This window comes from Paucibacter sp. B51, assembly GCF_027863535.1.
In the GTDB taxonomy this organism is placed as follows: Bacteria; Pseudomonadota; Gammaproteobacteria; order Burkholderiales; family Burkholderiaceae_C; genus Paucibacter_A; species Paucibacter_A aquatilis.
Genome location: NZ_JAPIVN010000001.1, coordinates 3647742 through 3666882, shown reverse-complemented (window position 1 = coordinate 3666882; position 19141 = coordinate 3647742). Strand labels below are relative to the sequence as shown.

The following is a 19141-nucleotide window of genomic DNA, read 5'->3' as shown; positions in this document are numbered from 1 at the left end:
GGCGGGAGCGTCAATCCCTCAGGTCGTATTGCCAGCGGAGCGCGGCATCCGCGCCACGCCGCGCCTCGGGGGCATGGGGACCGCAGCGTCGCCGGGCTTATTGCACGGTGCCGCTACCGCCGGCTTGGGCCAGCTCTTGCGCAAACAGTTGGCCAACATCAACCGCGTCGAAGTGGTACTGCAGGCCGCAGAACTCGCAGCCGATTTCGACATTGCCGCGCTCGGCCAGCACCTCTTCGACCTCGTCGCGGCCCAGGCCCTTGAGCATCTGGCTGACGCGCTCGCGCGAGCAACTGCAGGCGAAGCGCGGCGCCAGCGGCTCGAAGCGGCGCACGCTTTCTTCCCAGAACAGGCGGCGCAGAATGGTCTCGGCATCCAGGCCCAGGAGTTCATCGCGGGTCAGGGTGGAAGCCAGCATGCTGATGCGGTTGAAGGCGTCGGACAGGCCGATTTCGTCCTCGTTGCGCAGGGTGGCGCCCTGCCCTTCCAGATTGGCCTCACCCTCGACCGGCAGGCGCTGGATCAAGAGGCCGGCGGCGATCTCGTCGTTGGCGAACAGCACCAGTTTCGTGTCCAGCTGCTCGGACTGAAGCATGTAGTGCTCCAGCACCTCCGAGAGCTTTTGCAGCGGCTCGCGCTGGTCACCGTGCAGCGGCACCACGCCCTGGTAGGGCTGCTGGCCGGGGAACTTGTCCTTGGGGTCCAGGGTGATGGCGCAACGGCCCTGGCCATGAACATTGAGCATGGCTTCAAGCTGGGCGCCCTCCGGCACCTCACCGACCAGTTTGGCCGTGGCGCGGAAGCTCAGATCAGGCTGCACCTCGGCCACGGCCAGCTTGACCGGGCCGTCGCCAAACACCTGCAGCACCAAGGCGCCGTTGAACTTGATGTTGGACTGCATCAGCACGGCCGCGGCCGACATCTCGCCCAGCAGGGCGCGCAGTTCGGGCGGATGCGCGCCCACCGCCTCGCGGCGCTGAAGCACCTCTTGCCAGCTGCCGGTCAGGCGCACCAGCATGCCGCGCACGGGCAGGCCTTCGAACAGGAATTTATGCAGTTCACTCATGGTTTGGCTTTGGAATTCTGGGGATAGTCGCCGCTGATGTCTTGCAAGCCGCTGGCGTAGCGCTGGCCGTTGGCGATGTAGTGGCGGGCACTGGCACGCAAGCCTTCGATCTGCTCAGGCGTGAGCTCGCGCACGACCTTGGCCGGGCTGCCCACGATCAGGCTGCCGTCCGGAAACGCCTTGCCCTCGGTCACCAGCGCACCGGCGCCGACGATGCTGTCGCGGCCGATGCGGGCACCGTTGAGGACCACGGCGCCAATGCCGATCAAGGAGTTCTCGCCCACCGTGCAGCCATGCAGCATCACCTGGTGGCCGACCGTCACGCCGGCCTCCAGACGCAGCGGAAAGCCATGGTCGGCATGCAGCACGGAGCCGTCCTGGATATTGCAGCCCGGGCCGATGTGCAGGTGTTCGCTGTCACCGCGCAACACAGCGTTGAACCAGATGCTGACATCTTCGTCGAGATGCACCCGGCCGATGATCTGGGCGCTGTCGGCCACCCAGGCGCTGGCGGCGACTTCGGGCCGGTGTTCGTCCAACTGGAATATCCCCATCTCGTGCTCCCGGACGGCGCCTGGCCGCGGCAAAACCCGTTATTTTAAGCGGGCCGCTGGGCGGCACGGCGCGACCGGGGCTTTGCCGGCCTGAACCTGGCAAGCCCTGGCGGGATAATTGGGCCATGATGCCTCTGGACTGCCGCGCCCGTGCCCTGCACGTTCTCTGCCTGATCTCCCCCGCCGACAAGGCCGCTGCGGCTCAAGCCCTCTACCTGGAGGCCCAGAACGGGCTTTCCCTCGACACCGAAGCCCGGCTGCAGCGCCCCGAGGGCGTGCCGGGCCGACCGGAGCGGCCGCGTTTGCTGTCCGCCCTGCAAGTGCCGAACCGCTCGCCCTTCACGCTGGAAGGCCGGGCCGCGCTGATCCACGCCATCGCACATATCGAGTTCAACGCCATCAATCTGGCCTTGGATGCGGTCTGGCGCTTTGCCGGCATGCCGCGTGAGTTCTACCTCGACTGGCTGCGTGTAGCCGCCGAGGAGGCGCAGCATTTCAGCCTGCTGCACGATCATCTGCAAAGCCTGGGCCACCGCTACGGCGACTTCGACGCCCATGACGGCCTTTGGACCATGGCCGAACGCACGGCCGACGATGTGCTGGCCCGCATGGCCCTGGTACCGCGCACCCTGGAGGCGCGCGGCCTGGATGCCACGCCGCCGCTGCAGGCCAAGCTGGCCCGCGCCGGCGACGCACGGGCGGTGGCTATTCTGGACATCATCCTGCGCGAAGAAATCGGCCATGTGGAGATCGGCAACCGCTGGTACCGCCACTGCTGCCGCTTGCGTGGCCTGGACCCCGTGGCGATTTATCCTGGCCTGGTGCAGCACTACCAGGCGCCGCGGCTGCGCCCGCCCTTCAACCTGAGCGCTCGCGGCGCAGCCGGCTTCAGCGAAGAAGAATTGGCCTACCTTCAGGCGGATTTCTCGAACGATCGAACGGGCGCGCCCGACGCCGCTCAGGCGATCAACGGCACGGCCAGCTAAACTGCGACCTGTGACCCTGTTCTCCGCCTTCATCCTTCGCCTCGCACGCGGGCTCCAGCTCGGGCTGGCGCTCTGCCTGGCCCTGGGCCTGCTCGTGATGGGCAGCGCACCGGCGCAAGCTTGGGGACTGATTGCGGCTCAGCAGTCCGCAACCACCTGCGCGCCGGACTTGAACGCCGCGGATGGTTTCACTTCCTGGACCGAGGTCACGTTAGAACCAGCGGTCGACACTCCAGTGACCGGCGCCGAGCTTGGCGATGGGTTGGAAGCGCCCGAGCTGGGCCTGCCGCCTTCGGGCTTGCAGCTCAGTGCCACAAGCCTGCTGCCGCCGGACCTCAAAGTCCCGCCTCTGCTCGATGCCCCCTGGCTCGAAGGCCTGCAGCGGCCGCCACGCCCGCGCGGGGGCTGATCGCCCGCAGCTGCCGCGCTCGCCCATGGCCTGAAGGGCCCAAGTTGCGAGCGACTCCATTCGGCGCCGTCCTTCCTCCCCGCTTTTCTCTTCTTTTGCCGCCGGCAGTTCGCAGCCTCTGTGCTGCGGCCTCGTGCACCGCCTCAGCCCCTCTTTCTCGCCCGCATGGACTTTCTTTTCGACCCCAATCTCTGGCTCGCCTTCGCGATGCTGACCGCCCTGGAAATCGTCCTGGGCATCGACAACATCATCTTCATCTCCATCCTGGTCGGCCGCCTGCCGCCGGAGCAGCGCGATCAGGCGCGGCGCCTGGGCCTGGGTTTTGCGATGGTGTCGCGCCTGCTGCTGCTGTTCTCGCTGAGCTGGGTCATGGGCCTGACGGCCGATCTCTTCCATGTCTTCGGCCAAGGCATCAGCGGCCGAGATCTGGTCTTGCTGCTGGGTGGCCTGTTCCTGCTGTACAAGGCCTCGCACGAGATCTTTGTCGAAGTGGAAGCCCATGAGCAGGACGGCCCGCCGACGGCCGATGCCGCTGCGCTGAAAGCCGCCGGGCGCAAGCTGTTCTGGATGGTGATCGGCCAGATCGCCGTGATCGATATCGTGTTCTCGCTCGATTCGGTGATCACCGCGGTCGGCATGGTGGACCGCATCGGCGTGATGGTGGCGGCCGTGGTGACCTCGGTCGGCGTGATGCTGATCGCGGCCAAACCGATCGGCGAGTTTGTGGACCGCCATCCTTCGGTCAAGGTGCTGGCTCTGGCCTTCCTGGTGATGGTGGGCATGGCGCTGACGGCCGAAGCCTTCGACCAACATGTGCCCAAGGGCTACCTCTACGCCGCGATGTGCTTCTCGCTGGCGGTCGAGGCCCTCAACATCCGCGCCCGCGGCAAGCGTTTGGCCGCTGCTGCGGCCGGCGACAAGGGCTGAGGCCGCAACTCGCTCGCCCGAGATCGAGGTCGATCAAACTCACAACCCAGTCTTCCCTTCTTCTTTCAACCCATTCATTCACTCACTCTCACAGGAGTTGCTGTCATGAACCCGAACTTCGGATCTTTCTCTGCCGTCTCCACCGGCCTCAACGAGGGCGCGCTGCGCCGCGAACGCAACCGCGTGCTGCGCAACACCTACTGGCTGCTGGCCCTGTCCATGGTGCCGACGGTGCTGGGCGCCTGGCTGGGCGTGGCCACCGGCCTGTCCAAGGCCATGTCGCCCATGGTCGGCCTGATCGTCTTCATGGCCGGTGCGTTCGGCTTCATGTTCGCCATCGAGAAGACCAAGAACTCGGCCGCGGGCGTGCCTGTGCTGCTGGGCTTCACCTTTTTCATGGGCCTGATGCTGTCGCGCCTGGTGGGTGCGGTCCTGGGCCTGGGCAATGGCGCCGAGCTGATCATGACGGCCTTCGCGGGCACGGGCGCCATCTTCCTGGGCATGGCCTCGCTGTCCACGGTGATCAAGCGTGACCTGAGCAGCATGGGCAAATTCCTCTTCATCGGCATGATCCTCTTGCTGGTGGCGGGCATTGCCAACATCTTCCTGAAGTCCAGCGCGCTGATGATCACGCTGTCGGTGCTGGCGATTGGCATCTTCTCGGCCTTCATCCTGTACGACCTCAAGCGCGTGCAAGACGGCGAAGAAACCAACTACATCACCGCCACACTGAGCGTGTACCTGAGCCTGTACAACGTGTTCCAGTCGCTGCTGTCGCTGCTGGGCATTTTTGGTGGCCGTGAGGAATGATGAGGATGGCTGAATGAGCTGAGCTGAGCTGAGCGGAGTGATTTCGGCCATGCGCCGAAACTCACTCTGACCCCAGTTTTGGGTTTGACCCCAGTTTTGGGTTGAGCTCAGCTCTGGCTTGAAGCGGCGCCGCGATAATCGGCGCCGTTTCTTTTTGGCCGCCACGCCATTCGAAACGATCACGCCAGTTGACCCCCGCCTCTTGCACGGAAAGCCCCATCTCTTGAGCCGCATCCAAGCCAATCTCCTGCTGACCCTCATCGCCCTGATCTGGGGCTCGGCCTTTGTGGCGCAAAGCCATGGCATGCAGGAGCTGGGGCCGATGATGTTCACCGGGCTGCGCTTTCTGGTCGGCGCCCTGGTCGTGCTGCCGCTGGCCTGGCGCGAGTGGAACTACCTGGCCGGGCGGCAGCTGGCGCTGAACCGCGATGACGGCCTGAAGATCCTGGGCCTGGGCATGCTGCTGACCTTGGGTGCAGCCATGCAGCAGATCGGCATCAAGTACACCACGGTCACCAATGCCGGCTTTCTGACCGCGCTGTACGTGCCCCTGGTGCCGGTGCTGGGCTGGTTGCTGCTGCGCCAGCTGCCGCATTGGTCGGTCTGGCCCGGCGCGCTGGCCTGCCTGGTCGGCGCTTTTCTGCTCTCGGGCGCGCAAAGCCTGGAGATCGGCCTCGGCGACAGCTGGGTGATCGCCTCGGCCCTGCCCTGGGGTCTGCATGTGCTGCTGATCGGCCGCGTCGCGGACCGCATGGCGGCGCCCTTTCTCGTGGCCTGCGGCCAGTTTTTCGTCTGCGGCCTGCTGGCCTTGATCTGGGGGCTGCTGTTCGAGCCCTTCAGCGGCGCCGGCATCCAGACCGCTGCCACACCGATTCTGTACACCGGCATTCTGTCGGTCGGCGTGGCCTTCACCGCCCAGGTGGTGGCGCAGCGCTATGCCCATGCGGCCGACGCCGCCATCGTGCTGTCCTCGGAGACCTTGTTTGCCGCACTGTTTGGCTACTGGCTGATGGGGGACCGCCTGGCCCCGGCGGGCCTCGCCGGCTGCGCCCTGATCCTGGGCAGCCTGCTGGTGGTGCAGTTGCTGCCTCTGCTCCAGCCAGCCAAGACTTCAAGTGAAGTTTTACCAATTAAGTAGAAACCCTGATTTTTGTCATAGGGTTTTCACGGATGTCATTGATAATTGCGCTCGAAGTCACCCACAGGGGTGTCGCTACAGAGACAAAACATCATCATGACTGCAACTCCCGCCTTCCTCGCTCAATCGCAACAGTACCTGCTGAACGCTGAACAACAGCAACCGTCCCTGGCCGGCACCTTTGCCTTCGGCAAGCAAGTGAACCTGGTCGCCGAGACCCTGGGCCTGGCCGCTACCCTGAGCTGCTTCGGCCTGACCGCCCTGATGATGGGCCTGGCCATGTAAGACCGGCGGGATCGCTGCCGCGATCCACCGCACAGCCCGGAAACCACTCGGCCCGGGCTCCAAGTTCAGCGTTCAAAGCTCAAACGCCGTGGTCTTCTTGACCGTGCGCAGCACCAGCATCGAGTTGCTGCGCGCCACACCAGGCAGATGCATCAGCACATCGCTGTGCAGGCGCTCCAGGTCTTCGGCATCTTTGTAGGCAAAGCGCATCAGGTAGTCATTGGTGCCCGCCACATAGAAGCAGTCCAGGATCTCCGGGATGTCCCGCACCGCCTGCTCGAAGGCGCCCAGCGCCTGCGGCGTCATCCGCTCCAGATTGATGATGGTGAAGCTGGTGCCCGGTTGGCCGATGGCCTTGGGGTTCAGCAGCGCCACATAGCCGGCGATCACACCGGCGTCTTCCAGCTGCTTGACCCGCCGCAGACAGGCCGAGGGCGAGAGATGGACCAGCTTGGCCAGCTCCACATTGCTGATGCGGCCATCGCGCTGCAACGCCGCCAGAATGCCGCGGTCAATCGCATCCAAAGTCACTTCTGAACTCATATTTCGAATTTTGTGCGAATCATTCACTGAATGATGGCACAAACGTGCAGAACCTCGGGTAAGCACCGGGGCGAATGCGCTCGCACATTGCGCGCAAGGCTCTCTAGACTGACCCTCAGTTGTTGACTTGAGGAGAGCCCGTCATGAGCCAGTCCATCGCCCCCGATTCGGCCCCCAGCACCACCGCCAGTGCGGACCCGAAGCGGGACGCCTACTGGATGCCGTTCACCGCCAACCGGCAGTTCAAGAAGTCGCCGCGCCTGCTGACGCGCGCGGACGGCATGTACTTCACCGATGACAAAGGCCGCCAGGTGCTGGACGGCATTGCCGGACTCTGGTGCGTCAACGCCGGCCACAACCGGCCGCGCATCGTCGAAGCCATCCAGAAGCAGGCGGCCGAGCTTGATTTCGCGCCGCCCTTCCAGATGGCCCACCCCAAGGCCTTCGAGCTGGCCGAGCGCCTGGTCGAGCTGACGCCGACCGGCCTGAACAAGGCCTTCTTCACCAATTCGGGTTCTGAATCGGTGGAGACCGCGCTGAAGATGGCCCTGGCCTACCACCGCGTGCGCGGTGAAGGCTCGCGCACGCGCTTGATCGGCCGGGAGCGCGGTTACCACGGTGTGAACTTCGGCGGCATCTCGGTCGGCGGCATGGTGGCCAATCGCAAGATGTTCGGAACCTTGCTCAGCGGCGTGGACCATCTGCGCCACACCCACGACCCGGCGCGCAATGCCTACGCCATGGGCCAGCCCTTGCACGGCGCTGAGCTGGCGGATGATCTGGAACGCATGGTCGCCCTGCATGACGCCAGCACCATCGCGGCCGTCATCGTCGAGCCGATTGCCGGCTCCACCGGCGTGCTGATCCCGCCCCAAGGCTATCTGCAGCGCCTGCGCGAGATCTGCGACAAGCACGGCATCCTGCTGATCTTCGACGAGGTCATCACCGGCTTCGGCCGCACCGGCCAGCCTTTTGGCGCCCAGACCTTCGGCGTCACGCCCGATCTGATGACGGTGGCCAAGGGCCTGACCAACGGCGCCGTGCCCATGGGCGCGGTGTTCGCCAAGCAGTCCATCTACGACACCTTCATGCAGGGGCCTGAGCATCTGATCGAGTTCTTCCACGGCTACACCTACTCGGCCCACCCCCTGGCCTGCGCGGCGGCCCTGGGGACCTTGGACACGTATGCCGAAGAAGGCCTGCTGACCCGCGCCGCGGAGATGCAGACCTACTTCGCCGAAGCCCTGCATTCGCTCAAGGGCGCGCCCCATGTGATCGACATCCGCAATCTGGGCCTGGTCGGCGGCGTCGAATTGGCGCCGCTGCCGGGCGAGCCGGCCAAACGCGCCTTCTCGATCTTCCTCGATTGCTGGGAGCAAGGCGTCTTGATCCGCACCACCGGCGACACCATTGCCTTCAGCCCGCCGCTGATTATCGAGAAGCACCACATTGATCGCCTGATCGACACCGTGCGCGGCGCCTTGCAACGCGCCGCCTGAGCCCTCACCAACCCACGCTTGCATGCCTTTGCTGCAGATCGATCGTCAGCTCGCGAGAGACAGCTATTACGCGGCCACCGCGCCGCAAGGCCCCGGCTTCGCGCCGCTGCGGGGCACGGTGGAGGCCGATGTGGCCATCGTCGGCGGCGGACTGGCGGGACTGTCGGCCGCCCTGGAGCTGAGCGAGCGCGGCTTCAGCGTGGCGCTGATGGAAGCGGGCGAAATCGGCGGCGGTGCCTCTGGTCGCAACGGCGGCCAGGCCCTGGCCGGGCTGGCCTGCGATATGGCCGAGATCGAACGCCAGCTGGGCCTCGCCGAGGCGCGCCGCATCTGGGCCATGAGCCTGGAAGCCGTCGAGATGATCCGTCAGCGCAGCAAGCGCTACGGCATTGACTGCGAATGGCAGGACGGTTTTCTGAGCGTGGCCACCAGCCCACGCAAAGCTGCTGACCTGCAAGCCTGGCAGCAGGGCATGGCCGAGGTCTATGGCTACGAGCAGCGCTGGATTCCGAAGAACGAATTGTCCAACTGGATCGCCAGCCCGCGCTACCAGGCCGGCGTGCACGACCCGGCCTCGGGGCATCTGCATCCGCTGAAGTACTGCCGCGGCCTGGCTCAGCTGCTGAGCGAGCCCGCGCGCCGCCCAGGCACCGCCCCGGTGCAGCTGTTCGAACACAGCCCGGCCCTGGCACTGGAACAGGGCACAAGCGCTCAAGCGGGGCTCACGCTGCGCAGCAGCCAGGGCCAGCTGCGAGCCCGCTTTGCGCTGCTGGCCGGCAATGTCTACCTGCCCGAACTGGCGCCCGAACTGGCACCCCAGCTGACGCAGCGCATCATGCCGGTCGGCACCTACATCGGCTGCAGCGCGCCGATCGAAGCCGAGCGCCTGAATGCCCTGATCCCCTCGCGCAGCGCGGTGTGCGACAACAATTTCGTGCTCGACTATTTCCGCCCCACGGCCGACCAGCGCCTGCTGTACGGCGGGCGGGTCAGCTACAGCACCCGCACGCCGCGCGATCTCAAGGCCAGCATGGCCACGCGCATGCAGGCCACCTTCCCGCAACTGGCCGATATTGGCATGGACTATGCATGGGGTGGCTTTGTGGACATCAGCATGAACCGCGCCCCCGATTTCGGCCGCCTGGGCACCGCTCAGAATATCTATTACCTGCAGGGCTTCTCCGGCCATGGCCTGGCCCTGACGGGGCTGGCGGGCCAGCTCGTGGCCGAGGCGATCGCGGACGACGCCAGCCGCTTTGATTGTTTTGCTGCCTTGCGCCACCGGCCCTTCCCCGGTGGCACACTGATGCGCATGCCGGCCTTGGTGCTGGGCATGGCGTACTACCGACTGAAGGATCTGCTGTGACACAGGTCAAGAAGCCCCAAGCGGAAGCACCTCAAGCACCGCCGCAATCAGCACCACGCAAACCCGTGGTGCTGGTGCCCGCCTGCCAACGCATGGTGGGCGACTACCCCAACCACATCGCCGGCAAGAAGTACGTCGACGCGGTCCGTCTGGCCGGCTGCCTGCCCCTGATCGTGCCGCCGCTGGACCTGCAAGACCTCGATGCCTTGCTGGACCAGGCCGACGGTGTGCTGCTGACCGGCTCGCCCTCGAATGTGCACCCGAGCCATTTTGACGAGGCGGTGCACAACCCCGCCCTGCCCCTGGACCCGGATCGCGATGCCTGGACCCTGCCCCTGATCCCCAAGGCCTTGGCGCGCGGCATGCCCTTGTTCGCCATCTGCCGCGGTTTTCAGGAGGCCAATGTGGCCCTGGGCGGCAGCCTGCACCAGGCTGTGCAGGAACAGCCTGGCTTGCACGACCACCGCGCCCCCGAGGGCCAGCCGCCCGAGATCGCCTATGCCGACCAGCACGAGATCGCCATCCAGCCCGGCGGCCGACTGCAGGCCTTGCTGGGCCAGGCGCGCATCCGCGTGAACTCGCTGCACGGACAGGGCGTCAAGCGCCTGGCGCCGGGCTTGCGCGTCGAGGCGCTGGCGCCCGATGGCTTGATCGAAGCCTTCAGCATGGCCGAGGCCCCCGGCTTCTCGCTCTGTGTGCAGTGGCACCCCGAGTGGCAGGCCGCGCACAACCCGCATTCCATGGCTTTGCTGCAGGCCTTTGGCCAGGCCTGCCGCGATTACCGCGACCAGATCCACCAACCCCGGCACGACTCGCTGCGCGACCCCGAGACCTAGGTCCCATCGCCTGAACTCCCAAGACCCCATGCCCCGGCACCCGGGCCGCAACCGCGGCCGGCCGGGGGCTCAAGACCCACGGAGATTCAAGATGGTTGATCGCAGCAATTTCACATTCAGCGAGCTGGAGACCTGGCTCAAGGCGCAACGTGTGACCGAGATCGAGTGCCTGGTGCCCGATCTGACCGGTGTCGCCCGCGGCAAGATCCTGCCGCGCGAAAAGTTCACCGAAGACCGCGGCATGCGCCTGCCCGAGGCGGTGGTGGCCATGGGCGTGACGGGCGAGTTCCCGGAAGAAGGCCCTTACTACGACGTCATCAGCCCCAACGACCGCGACATGCATTTGCGCGCCGACCCGACGACGGCGCGCCTGGTGCCCTGGGCCATCGACCCGACGGCGCAAATCATCCACGACTGCTTTGACCGCGATGGTCAGCTGGTGCCCTTCGCGCCGCGCTCGGTGCTGCGCCGCGTCTGCGGCCTGTTTGCGGCCGAAGGCTGGGAGCCGGTGGTGGCCCCGGAGCTGGAGTTCTACCTGGTCGCCCGAAACAGCGACCCCGACATGCCGCTCAAGCCGCCCATCGGCCGATCGGGCCGGGCCGAGACCTCGCGCCAGGCCTACTCCATCGACGCGGTCAACGAGTTCGACCCGCTGTTCGAGGACGTCTACGAGTACTGCGAGAAGATGGAGCTCAATGTCGACACCTTGATTCACGAGGTGGGCGCCGGGCAGATGGAGATCAACTTCTTCCATGCCCACCCCATGGGCCTGGCGGACGAGGTGTTCTTCTTCAAGCGCACGGTGCGTGAAGCGGCGCTGCGCCATGACATGTTCGCCACCTTCATGGCCAAGCCGATCGCCGGCGAGCCCGGCAGCGCCATGCACATCCACCAAAGCGTGGTGAACCAGGCCACCGGCCGCAACCTCTTCAGCAATGAGGACGGCTCGCCCAGCCCCGAGTTCTACTGGTACATCGGCGGCCTGCAGAAGTACATCCCGGCGGCCATGGCCTTGTTCGCGCCCTATGTGAACAGCTACCGCCGCCTGGCCCGCCACACGGCCGCCCCGATCAACATTCAGTGGGGCATGGACAACCGCACCGTGGGCATCCGCTCGCCCTTGGCCGAGCCGGCGGCGCGCCGCATCGAGAACCGCGTGATCGGGGCCGATGCCAACCCCTATGTGGCGCTGGCGGCCACCCTGGCCTGCGGCTATCTGGGCATCAAGAACCGCATCGAGCCCACGCCCGAGTGCAAGGGCGATGCCTACCTCGGCGACTTCCAGCTGCCCCGCAGCCTCGGTGAGGCGCTCAATCTGCTGCGCGCCGAGAAAGAGCTGGCCGCGGTGCTCGGTGAATCCTTCGTCACCGTGTATTCGGAGATCAAGGAGATCGAGTACGCCGAGTTCATGAAGGTGATCTCGCCCTGGGAGCGGGAGCATCTGCTGCTCCATGTGTGAGCGCCATCACATCGCTGAACTGAGCCAAGGATCTACATCATGAACGCCATCTCCACCGTCGCCCCTCAAGCCACTTCCAGCCGTACCACCCAAGACTGGCAGGCTGCCGACAGCCGGCATTTCCTCCACCCCTTCACCGATTTCCAGGGACTGGCGCGCAAGGGCGCGCGCATCATCACCCGCGCCGAGAACATCTACCTCTGGGACAGCGAGGGTCACAAAATCCTCGATGCCATGAGCGGCCTCTGGTGCGTCAACGTCGGCTATGGCCAGCAAAGCCTGATCGACGCCGCCGCGGCGCAGATGAAGGAGCTGCCCTTCTACAACGCCTTTTTCCAGACCGCCACCACGCCGGCCATCGAACTGGCCGAGGTGCTGGCCGAGATCAGCCCGCCGCAGTTCCAGCATGTCTTCTTCACCAGCTCTGGCTCGGAAGGTAACGACACGATTGTGCGCATGGTGCGGCGCTACTGGGATGTGCTGGGCCAGCCCGAGCGCCAGGTCATCATCGGCCGCAAGAATGGTTACCACGGCTCCACCATGGCGGGCGCTTCGCTGGGCGGCATGAGCGGCATGCATGCCCAGGGCGGCCTGCCGATACCCAACATCACCCACATCGACCAGCCGCATTGGTTCGAGCATGGCGCTGGCCTGCGCGGCGAGACGGCCGGGCTGACGCCCGAGGCCTTCGGCCTCAAGGCCGCCGGCTGGCTGGAGGCCAAGATCCTGGAGCTGGGAGCCGACAAGGTGGCCGCCTTCATCGGCGAGCCGGTGCAGGGCGCGGGCGGCGTGATTGTGCCGCCGGCCAGCTACTGGCCCGAGATCCAGCGCATCTGCGACAAATACGGCATCTTGCTGGTCAGCGACGAGGTGATCTGCGGCTTCGGCCGCACCGGCCAGTGGTTCGGCTGCGAGACCATGGGCACCAAGCCCGACCTGATGACTTTTGCCAAGGGTGTGAGCTCGGGCTACATCCCGCTCGGTGGGGTGATGGTGGGCGATCGGGTGGCCCGGGTGCTGATTGAGCAGGGCGGCGAGTTCAACCACGGCTTCACCTACTCCGGCCACCCGACCGCCTGCGCCGTGGCCCTGGCCAATATCCGCCTGCTGCGCGAACTCGATGTGGTGCGCCATGTGCGCGAGGATGTGGGGCCTTATCTGGCCCAGCGCTTTGCCGAGCTGAACGATCACCCGCTGGTGGGCGAAACCCAGAGCTGCGGAATGATGGCCGCGGTGCAACTGGTCAAGGACAAGACCACGGCCACGCCCTTTGACGAGGCTCTCGAAGTGGGCATGGTCTGCCGCGGCCACTGCTTCGGCAACGGCCTGATCATGCGCGCCGTGGGCGACCGCATGATCGTGGCGCCGCCGCTGGTGATGACGCGCGCCCAGGTCGACGAAATGATGGGCCTGGTCCGCCGCTGCCTCGACCTGACCCTGGAGGACCTGCGCAAGCGCGGTTGGCTCTGAGCGGGGCCCGCGCCACAGCCCCGGGTTTTGGCCGATGGGCGCGGCCCGGCCAATGCCTAGACTGGGGCGCAATCCTGTCCTTGATTCCTCTCACCCTTCACCTTCTTTGTCAGACTGAACTTTCGGGAACCCCACCATGAAGCTGTCACCTGCCCTGCGTCGTCTTGCCTGTGCACTCACCCCGGTGCTCGCCCTGCTGGCCGCGGCCGGTCCGGCCCGAGCGCAAGAGGAAGAGAAGGTCCTGAACATCTACAACTGGTCCGACTACATCGCCGAAGACACGATCAGGAACTTCGAAAAGGAGACCGGCATCAAGGTGCGTTACGACAATTTCGACAACAACGAGATCGTCCACGCCAAGCTGGTGGCCGGCAAGACCGGATACGACATCGTCGTGCCCTCGAGCTACTGGGCCAAGATGCAGGCCGATGGTGGCCTGCTGCGCAAGATCGACAAGAGCCTGATCCCCAATTACAAGAACCTCGATCCCGAGGTGCAGGCGCAGCTGGCCAAGCTGGACCCGGGCAATGAGTTCTTCGTCAACTGGCTCTGGGGCTTCTCCACCGTGGGTATCAATGTGGACAAGGTCAAGGCGGCGCTGGGCGGCATGCCCATGCCCGAAAACGCCTGGGACCTGATCTTCAAGCCCGAGTACATGGCCAAGCTCAAGAGCTGCGGCGTGAGCTTCCTCGACTCGGCCACCGAGGTGGTGCCCGCCGCCCTGCACTACCTGGGCAAACCGCCCTACACCAAGAACATCGGCGACTTCGCCAATGTGCCAGCCCTACTGAAGAGCGTGCGGCCCTATGTCAGCCTGTTCAGCTCCTCGGGCTATATCAACGACCTGGCGAACGGCTCGCTGTGCGTGGCCATGGGCTACTCGGGTGACATCAACATTGCCCGCCAGCGCGCCATCGACGGCAAGACCGGCCAGAAGATCGAGGCGCTCATCCCCAAGAGCGGCGGCATCATCTTCATGGACGTGATGGTCATCCCGGCCGATGCGCCGCGCCCCGGCAATGCCCACAAGTTCATCAACTACATCCTGCGCCCCGAGGTGCACGCCAGCCTGACCAACAAGGTCTTCTACGCCAACCCCAACAAAGAGGCCAAGAAGTTCGTCAAGCCCGATGTGGCCAACAACCCGAGCGTGTTCCTGAGCGACAGCGACCTCAAGAAGATGGCCGCCCCCGACGCCATCAACAACGATGTACGCCGCCAGATGACGCGCATCTACACGAGCTTCAAGACGGGACTGTAAGTACTTGGCAGTGAACAGGTGAACGCGTGAATGGGTGAACAACGGCCTCACCCAGCTGCACCAGAACTCACGAATCACCCTGTTCACCCGTTCACCTATTCACCTCTCAAACCCCATGTCCACCAACTACCTGCGCATCGAAAACGTGGTCAAGGATTTTGGCGGCGGCGCCGTCGCAGTGGACCGTGTGTCCATCGACATTGCCAAGGGCGAGATCTTCGCCCTGCTCGGCTCCTCGGGCTGCGGCAAGACCACCTTGCTGCGCATGCTGGCCGGCTTCGAGACACCCACCAGCGGCCGAATCATCCTGAACGGTCAGGACCTGGCGGGCCTGCCGCCCTTTGCCCGGCCCATCAACATGATGTTCCAGAGCTATGCGCTGTTCCCGCACCTGAGCGTCTGGGACAACGTCGCCTTCGGCCTGCGCCGCGACGGCCTGCCCAAGGATGAAATCGCCAGCCGCGTCGAGGCCATGCTCAAGCTGGTGCAGCTGGGCAAGTACGCCAAGCGCAAGCCGCATCAGCTCTCCGGCGGCCAGCAGCAGCGCGTGGCCCTGGCGCGCAGCCTGGCCAAGAAGCCGCAGCTGCTGCTGCTCGACGAGCCGCTCGGTGCCCTCGACAAAAAGCTGCGTGAGCAAACCCAGATCGAGCTGGTCAACATCATCGAAAGCGTGGGCGTGACCTGCGTGATGGTGACGCACGATCAGGAAGAGGCCATGACCATGGCCACCCGCATCGCCGTGATGAGCGAGGGCCGCATCCTGCAGGTGGGCGCACCGGCCGACATCTATGAAACCCCGGCCACCCGCTTCGTGGCCGACTTCATCGGCAACGTCAACTTGATGGACGGCCAGCTCAGCGTCGACGAGCCCGACCATGTGGTCATCGCTTGCGCCGACTGCCAGCACTATGTGGGCCACGGCATCACCGGCACCGCCGGCATGGCGGTCAGCGTGGCCTTGCGGCCCGAGAAGATCCGCCTCAGCAGCGAAAAACCCGAGGGCGAGTTCAACCAGGTGCGGGCCACCGTGCGCGACCTGTCCTATTTCGGCGCCTTCACCGTTTACCACCTGCAGCTGCCCAGCGGCCAGGTGCTCAAGGTCAGCGAAAGCAATCTGGAGCGCCACCGCGCCGACCCGCTGAGCTGGGACCAGCAGGTCTGGGCGCACTGGTCGCCCACGGCCCAGGTGGTGCTGACGCAATGACCGCGGCCGCCATGAAGAACCCGCTCCGCCGCCTGCGCCTGCCCACGGGGCGCAGCGCTGTCATCGCCCTGCCCTATGCCTGGCTGCTTCTGTTCTTTGCGCTGCCCTTCCTGATCGTGCTGAAGATCAGCGTCTCCGAGATGGAGACGGTGCACTTCAAGGATCTGGTCAGTTATGCGGACGGCATGCTGCGCGTGGCGATCAAGCTCAGCAACTACCTCTTCATCACCGAGGACGAGCTCTATTTCAAGGCCTATCTGGCCAGCCTCAAGTACGCGGCCATCACCACCGTGGGCTGCCTGCTGATCGGCTACCCCTTCGCCTATTTCATGGCCAGAGCCCGGGCCAGCCTGCAACCGGCCTTGCTGATGCTGGTGATGCTGCCCTTCTGGACCAGCTTCTTGCTGCGCGTCTATGCCTGGAAAGGCCTGCTGGGCGAGCACGGCTGGGTGGCCGAGGCCATCGAGGGCCTGGGCCTGGACCAGCTGCTCTATTCGGCCGGCATGATCCCTGCCCTGGGCAAGCTCTTGAACACGCCCTTCTCCCTGGTGGTGGGCATGGTCTACACCTACCTGCCCTTCATGGTGTTGCCGCTCTACGCCAACCTGGCCAAGCTGGACCTGCGCCTGCTGGAAGCCGCCAGCGACCTGGGCGCCACACCCTGGCAGGCCTTCTGGCGCATCACCGTGCCGCTGTCCAAGGCCGGCATCATCGCCGGCTCCATGCTCGTCTTCATCCCATGCGTGGGCGAGTTCGTCATCCCTGAGCTGCTGGGCGGGCCACAGACCCTGATGATCGGCCGCGTGCTCTGGGACGAGTTCTTCTCCAACAACGACTGGCCCATGGCCTCCAGCGTGGCCGTGGTGATGATTCTGCTCATCATCGTGCCCCTGGCTTTGTTCAACCGCTACCAGGCGGAAAGCCAGGCCGGCCCGGCCGCGGCGCGCAAAGGAGGCCAGCCATGAGCCGCCGGGCCCTGCTCGGCCCCCAGGCTACGCGCTGGTTTGCGCGCAGCTGGCTGGTGGCGGTGTTCGCCTTCCTCTACCTGCCGATATTCACGCTGATTCTGTACTCCTTCAACGACTCCAAACTGCCCTCGGTCTGGGGCGGATTTACCACGCGCTGGTATACCGAGCTGCTGCAGGACGGTGAGTTGTTGAACGGCCTCAAGCTTTCGCTGCAGATCGCTTTTGCCACCGCCTGCGCCTCGGTGCTGCTGGGCACTTTTGCTGCCTTCGCCCTGGTCAAGTACAAGCGCTTCACCGGCCGCACCTTGTTCGCCGGCATGGTCAATGCGCCCCTGGTGATGCCCGAGGTCATCGTCGGCCTGTCCCTGCTGCTGATGCTGGTGTCGCTGCAGCGGGCCCTGGGCTTCCCGGAGCGGGGCGCCATGACCATCTGGCTCGGTCACCTGCTGCTGGGCATGGCCTATGCCACGGTGGTGATCCAGGCGCGCCTGTCTGAGCTGAACCCGCAGCTGGAAGAGGCGGCCATGGACCTGGGCGCGCGGCCGCTGCAGGTCTTCGGCCTGGTGACCCTGCCCATGATCACGCAGTCCCTGATGTCGGCCTGGCTGCTGACCTTCACCCTCTCGCTGGACGATGTGGTGCTCTCGGCCTTTCTGAGCGGGCCGGGTTCGACCACCCTGCCTCTGGTGATCTTCTCGCGCGCGCGTTTGGGCGTCAGCCCCAGCATCAATGCCGTGGCCACGGTCATCATCGTCCTGGTGGCCCTGGGCGTGGTGCTGGCCAGCTACCTGATCGCCAGGGCCGAACGCCGACGCAGCCTGGACATGGCGGCCGCACAGCGGGCCGCTTGAGTCCTCCGCCCATTCAACAGAACCGATTCCTCTTTCGTCCTCCCCATACCCACCCAATCAAGCCAAGGAGCAGATGCGATGAAGCCCACCCCGAACGCAAAGACGGCCGCCCCCTTGCTGGCCGCCCTGAGCCTGGCGCTGGCCTCGGCCTACCCCAGTGCGGCCCTGGCGCAAAGCAATGAAGAGCTGCTCAAGGAACTGCGCGCGCTGAAAGACCGCGTCGGCCAGCTCGAAGAAAAACTCAAGGCCGCTGAGCAGAAGGCTGCCGCGCCCAGCAGCGCCCAGTGGGGCATGACGCCGGCCCAGGCCCAGGAGTTCAACCGCATCGCCGTCAAGACCGAGGCCCTGGAAGACTCGGCCGAGGCCATGGGCACCAAGAACCTGAAGATCAGCGGCTTCATCGACCCCACCTACATTTACAACCGCCAGAACAACAGCAGCAGCTTCCAGCTGCTCAACAAGGACGCCTACGCCTACGACAGCGGCTACTTCGGCATGGCCCTGATCGATTTTCAGAAGGAAATGGAAGGTGGCACCAAATGGCGCTTGACCCTGGCACCTGAACGCGGCGTGGGCGCCACCTTCAACACCGGCTCCATCGTCCACGAAGCCAGCGTCAACATCCCGCTGGGCGACCTGCAAACCCGGCTCTGGCTGGGCCAGATCCCCGACTGGACCGGCTATGAAATGACCTTGCCTCCGCTCAACAAGCTGATCACCCACAACCTGCTGTTCGACTTCACCGCCCCTACCGCCTACACCGGCGCGGCGCTGGACCTGACCCGCGGCAAATGGCTGATCCGGGCCGGCCTGGCCAATGTCAACAACGCCCGCAAATCCCCGGGCAACAAGACCCCGGCCTTCATCTATCGCGTCGACTATGCCAAGGGCGAGTTCCAGGGCTTCGGCTTCACCGGCCTGCATGGCAAGGCCTACAACTACGCCGCCGATGGCGTGGACGCCAACGGTGATCTGCGCTTCGCCGATGCCAACGGCCGCGACACGCGCGTCGACCTGCTGGAAGCCGATGCCTACTTCATCCGCGGTGACTGGACGGTCCAAGGCCAAATCAGCTGGGGCCGCCAACGCGGCAGCGCCATCTTCAACGAAGATGGCCAACTGCGCGACGCCAGCTGGACCGGGCTGTCCACCCTGGTCGGCTACAAATTCATACCGCGCTGGGAAGCGGTGGCACGGATGGACTATCTGCGCAACGCCAAGAACGGCGGCGGCCTGTTCGGCTACAGCAGCGACGACAGCCGCAACGGCCTGGGACGCGGTGGTGGCTTCGCCTGGGACGAGGCCAACCCGGACCCGGACACGGCCTCCAAGGGCGCCAACCGTTATGCCCTGACGGTAGGGCTGAACTATCTCTTCAACCAGAACACCATCTTCAAGTTCGAGTACCGCCTCGACGGCGCCAACCGCGCCGTATTCGGCAACCCGAGCAACGGACAATGGGCCAAACGCAACCACCTGCTGGGCTCCTCCGTGGTGGTCAGTTTCTGA

20 protein-coding genes are annotated in these 19141 nt (G+C 65.3%); 16 read left to right on the top strand and 4 right to left on the bottom strand.

Annotated elements, in window-relative coordinates; all coding sequences use genetic code 11:
- Positions 1-97 precede the first annotated feature (97 nt).
- Together hslO and OOB33_RS15640 are read right to left on the bottom strand one after the other, a co-directional pair.
- Positions 98-1066: an Hsp33 family molecular chaperone HslO gene (hslO, locus tag OOB33_RS15645; protein ID WP_271009353.1), complete on the bottom strand. Its 969-nt coding sequence runs from the start codon at positions 1064-1066 to the stop codon at positions 98-100.
- Positions 1063-1620: a gamma carbonic anhydrase family protein gene (locus OOB33_RS15640; protein WP_102770278.1), complete on the bottom strand. Its 558-nt coding sequence runs from the start codon at positions 1618-1620 to the stop codon at positions 1063-1065. The genes hslO and OOB33_RS15640 overlap by 4 nt, the downstream gene beginning before the upstream one ends.
- 125 nt (positions 1621-1745) lie before the next feature.
- On the opposite strand from OOB33_RS15640, the gene OOB33_RS15635 reads away from it, so the two are divergent.
- From OOB33_RS15635 to OOB33_RS15620, 4 genes are all read left to right on the top strand, one after another.
- Positions 1746-2606 carry a ferritin-like domain-containing protein gene (locus OOB33_RS15635; protein ID WP_442953018.1) on the top strand — a complete coding sequence of 287 codons (861 nt, stop codon included), beginning with the start codon at positions 1746-1748 and terminating at the stop codon, positions 2604-2606.
- Positions 2607-2616: 10 nt separating this feature from the next.
- Entirely contained in the window at positions 2617-3015 is a 399-nt protein-coding gene (locus OOB33_RS15630) for a hypothetical protein (protein ID WP_271009352.1), read from the top strand.
- 165 nt (positions 3016-3180) lie between these two features.
- Entirely contained in the window at positions 3181-3942 is a 762-nt protein-coding gene (locus OOB33_RS15625; RefSeq protein WP_271009351.1) for a TerC family protein, read from the top strand.
- Positions 3943-4047: 105 nt separating this feature from the next.
- Entirely contained in the window at positions 4048-4752 is a 705-nt protein-coding gene (locus OOB33_RS15620; RefSeq protein ID WP_102770275.1) for a Bax inhibitor-1/YccA family protein, read from the top strand.
- Between the two features lie 61 nt (positions 4753-4813).
- Here the strand turns inward: OOB33_RS15620 and OOB33_RS15615 are convergent, their stop codons facing one another.
- Positions 4814-4990 carry a hypothetical protein gene (locus OOB33_RS15615; RefSeq protein ID WP_271009350.1) on the bottom strand — a complete coding sequence of 59 codons (177 nt, stop codon included), beginning with the start codon at positions 4988-4990 and terminating at the stop codon, positions 4814-4816.
- Here OOB33_RS15615 and OOB33_RS15610 point away from each other — a divergent pair.
- Both OOB33_RS15610 and OOB33_RS15605 read left to right on the top strand, forming a co-directional pair.
- A complete protein-coding gene (locus OOB33_RS15610) occupies positions 4976-5890 on the top strand; it encodes a DMT family transporter (protein ID WP_271009349.1) in 915 nt (304 codons plus the stop codon). The two genes, OOB33_RS15615 and OOB33_RS15610, sit on opposite strands and share 15 nt — an antisense overlap.
- Positions 5891-5986: 96 nt before the next feature.
- Positions 5987-6175 carry a hypothetical protein gene (locus tag OOB33_RS15605; RefSeq protein WP_102770273.1) on the top strand — a complete coding sequence of 63 codons (189 nt, stop codon included), beginning with the start codon at positions 5987-5989 and terminating at the stop codon, positions 6173-6175.
- Between the two features lie 72 nt (positions 6176-6247).
- Here OOB33_RS15605 and OOB33_RS15600 read toward each other — a convergent pair whose 3' ends face one another.
- A complete protein-coding gene (locus OOB33_RS15600) occupies positions 6248-6718 on the bottom strand; it encodes an Lrp/AsnC family transcriptional regulator (protein ID WP_102770272.1) in 471 nt (156 codons plus the stop codon).
- 218 nt (positions 6719-6936) lie between these two features.
- On the opposite strand from OOB33_RS15600, the gene OOB33_RS15595 reads away from it, so the two are divergent.
- The 10 genes from OOB33_RS15595 to OOB33_RS15550 all read left to right on the top strand — a co-directional run bounded on the left by OOB33_RS15595 (position 6937) and on the right by OOB33_RS15550 (position 19141).
- Positions 6937-8217 (top strand): aspartate aminotransferase family protein, encoded by a 1281-nt coding sequence (locus OOB33_RS15595; protein WP_271010064.1) that lies wholly within the window; start codon positions 6937-6939, stop codon positions 8215-8217.
- 22 nt (positions 8218-8239) lie between these two features.
- On the top strand, positions 8240-9583 hold the full coding sequence (locus OOB33_RS15590; protein ID WP_271009348.1) for an NAD(P)/FAD-dependent oxidoreductase: 1344 nt from the start codon (positions 8240-8242) through the stop codon (positions 9581-9583).
- Between the two features lie 74 nt (positions 9584-9657).
- Complete coding sequence (locus tag OOB33_RS15585; RefSeq protein WP_271010063.1) at positions 9658-10419, top strand: gamma-glutamyl-gamma-aminobutyrate hydrolase family protein; 762 nt, start codon at positions 9658-9660, stop codon at positions 10417-10419.
- Positions 10420-10510: 91 nt separating this feature from the next.
- Positions 10511-11878 carry a glutamine synthetase family protein gene (locus OOB33_RS15580; RefSeq protein WP_271009347.1) on the top strand — a complete coding sequence of 456 codons (1368 nt, stop codon included), beginning with the start codon at positions 10511-10513 and terminating at the stop codon, positions 11876-11878.
- 39 nt (positions 11879-11917) lie between these two features.
- A complete protein-coding gene (locus OOB33_RS15575; RefSeq protein ID WP_271009346.1) occupies positions 11918-13348 on the top strand; it encodes an aspartate aminotransferase family protein in 1431 nt (476 codons plus the stop codon).
- Positions 13349-13484: 136 nt separating this feature from the next.
- Positions 13485-14609: a polyamine ABC transporter substrate-binding protein gene (locus OOB33_RS15570; RefSeq protein WP_271009345.1), complete on the top strand. Its 1125-nt coding sequence runs from the start codon at positions 13485-13487 to the stop codon at positions 14607-14609.
- 115 nt (positions 14610-14724) lie between these two features.
- Positions 14725-15813 carry an ABC transporter ATP-binding protein gene (locus OOB33_RS15565; RefSeq protein ID WP_102770266.1) on the top strand — a complete coding sequence of 363 codons (1089 nt, stop codon included), beginning with the start codon at positions 14725-14727 and terminating at the stop codon, positions 15811-15813.
- 11 nt (positions 15814-15824) lie between these two features.
- Positions 15825-16778, top strand: coding sequence for an ABC transporter permease subunit (locus OOB33_RS15560; protein ID WP_102770449.1), 954 nt, complete (start codon positions 15825-15827; stop codon positions 16776-16778).
- Positions 16775-17632: an ABC transporter permease gene (locus OOB33_RS15555; RefSeq protein ID WP_102770265.1), complete on the top strand. Its 858-nt coding sequence runs from the start codon at positions 16775-16777 to the stop codon at positions 17630-17632. Before OOB33_RS15560 ends, OOB33_RS15555 begins: the two co-directional genes overlap by 4 nt.
- 78 nt (positions 17633-17710) lie before the next feature.
- Entirely contained in the window at positions 17711-19141 is a 1431-nt protein-coding gene (locus OOB33_RS15550) for a DUF3138 family protein (protein ID WP_271009344.1), read from the top strand.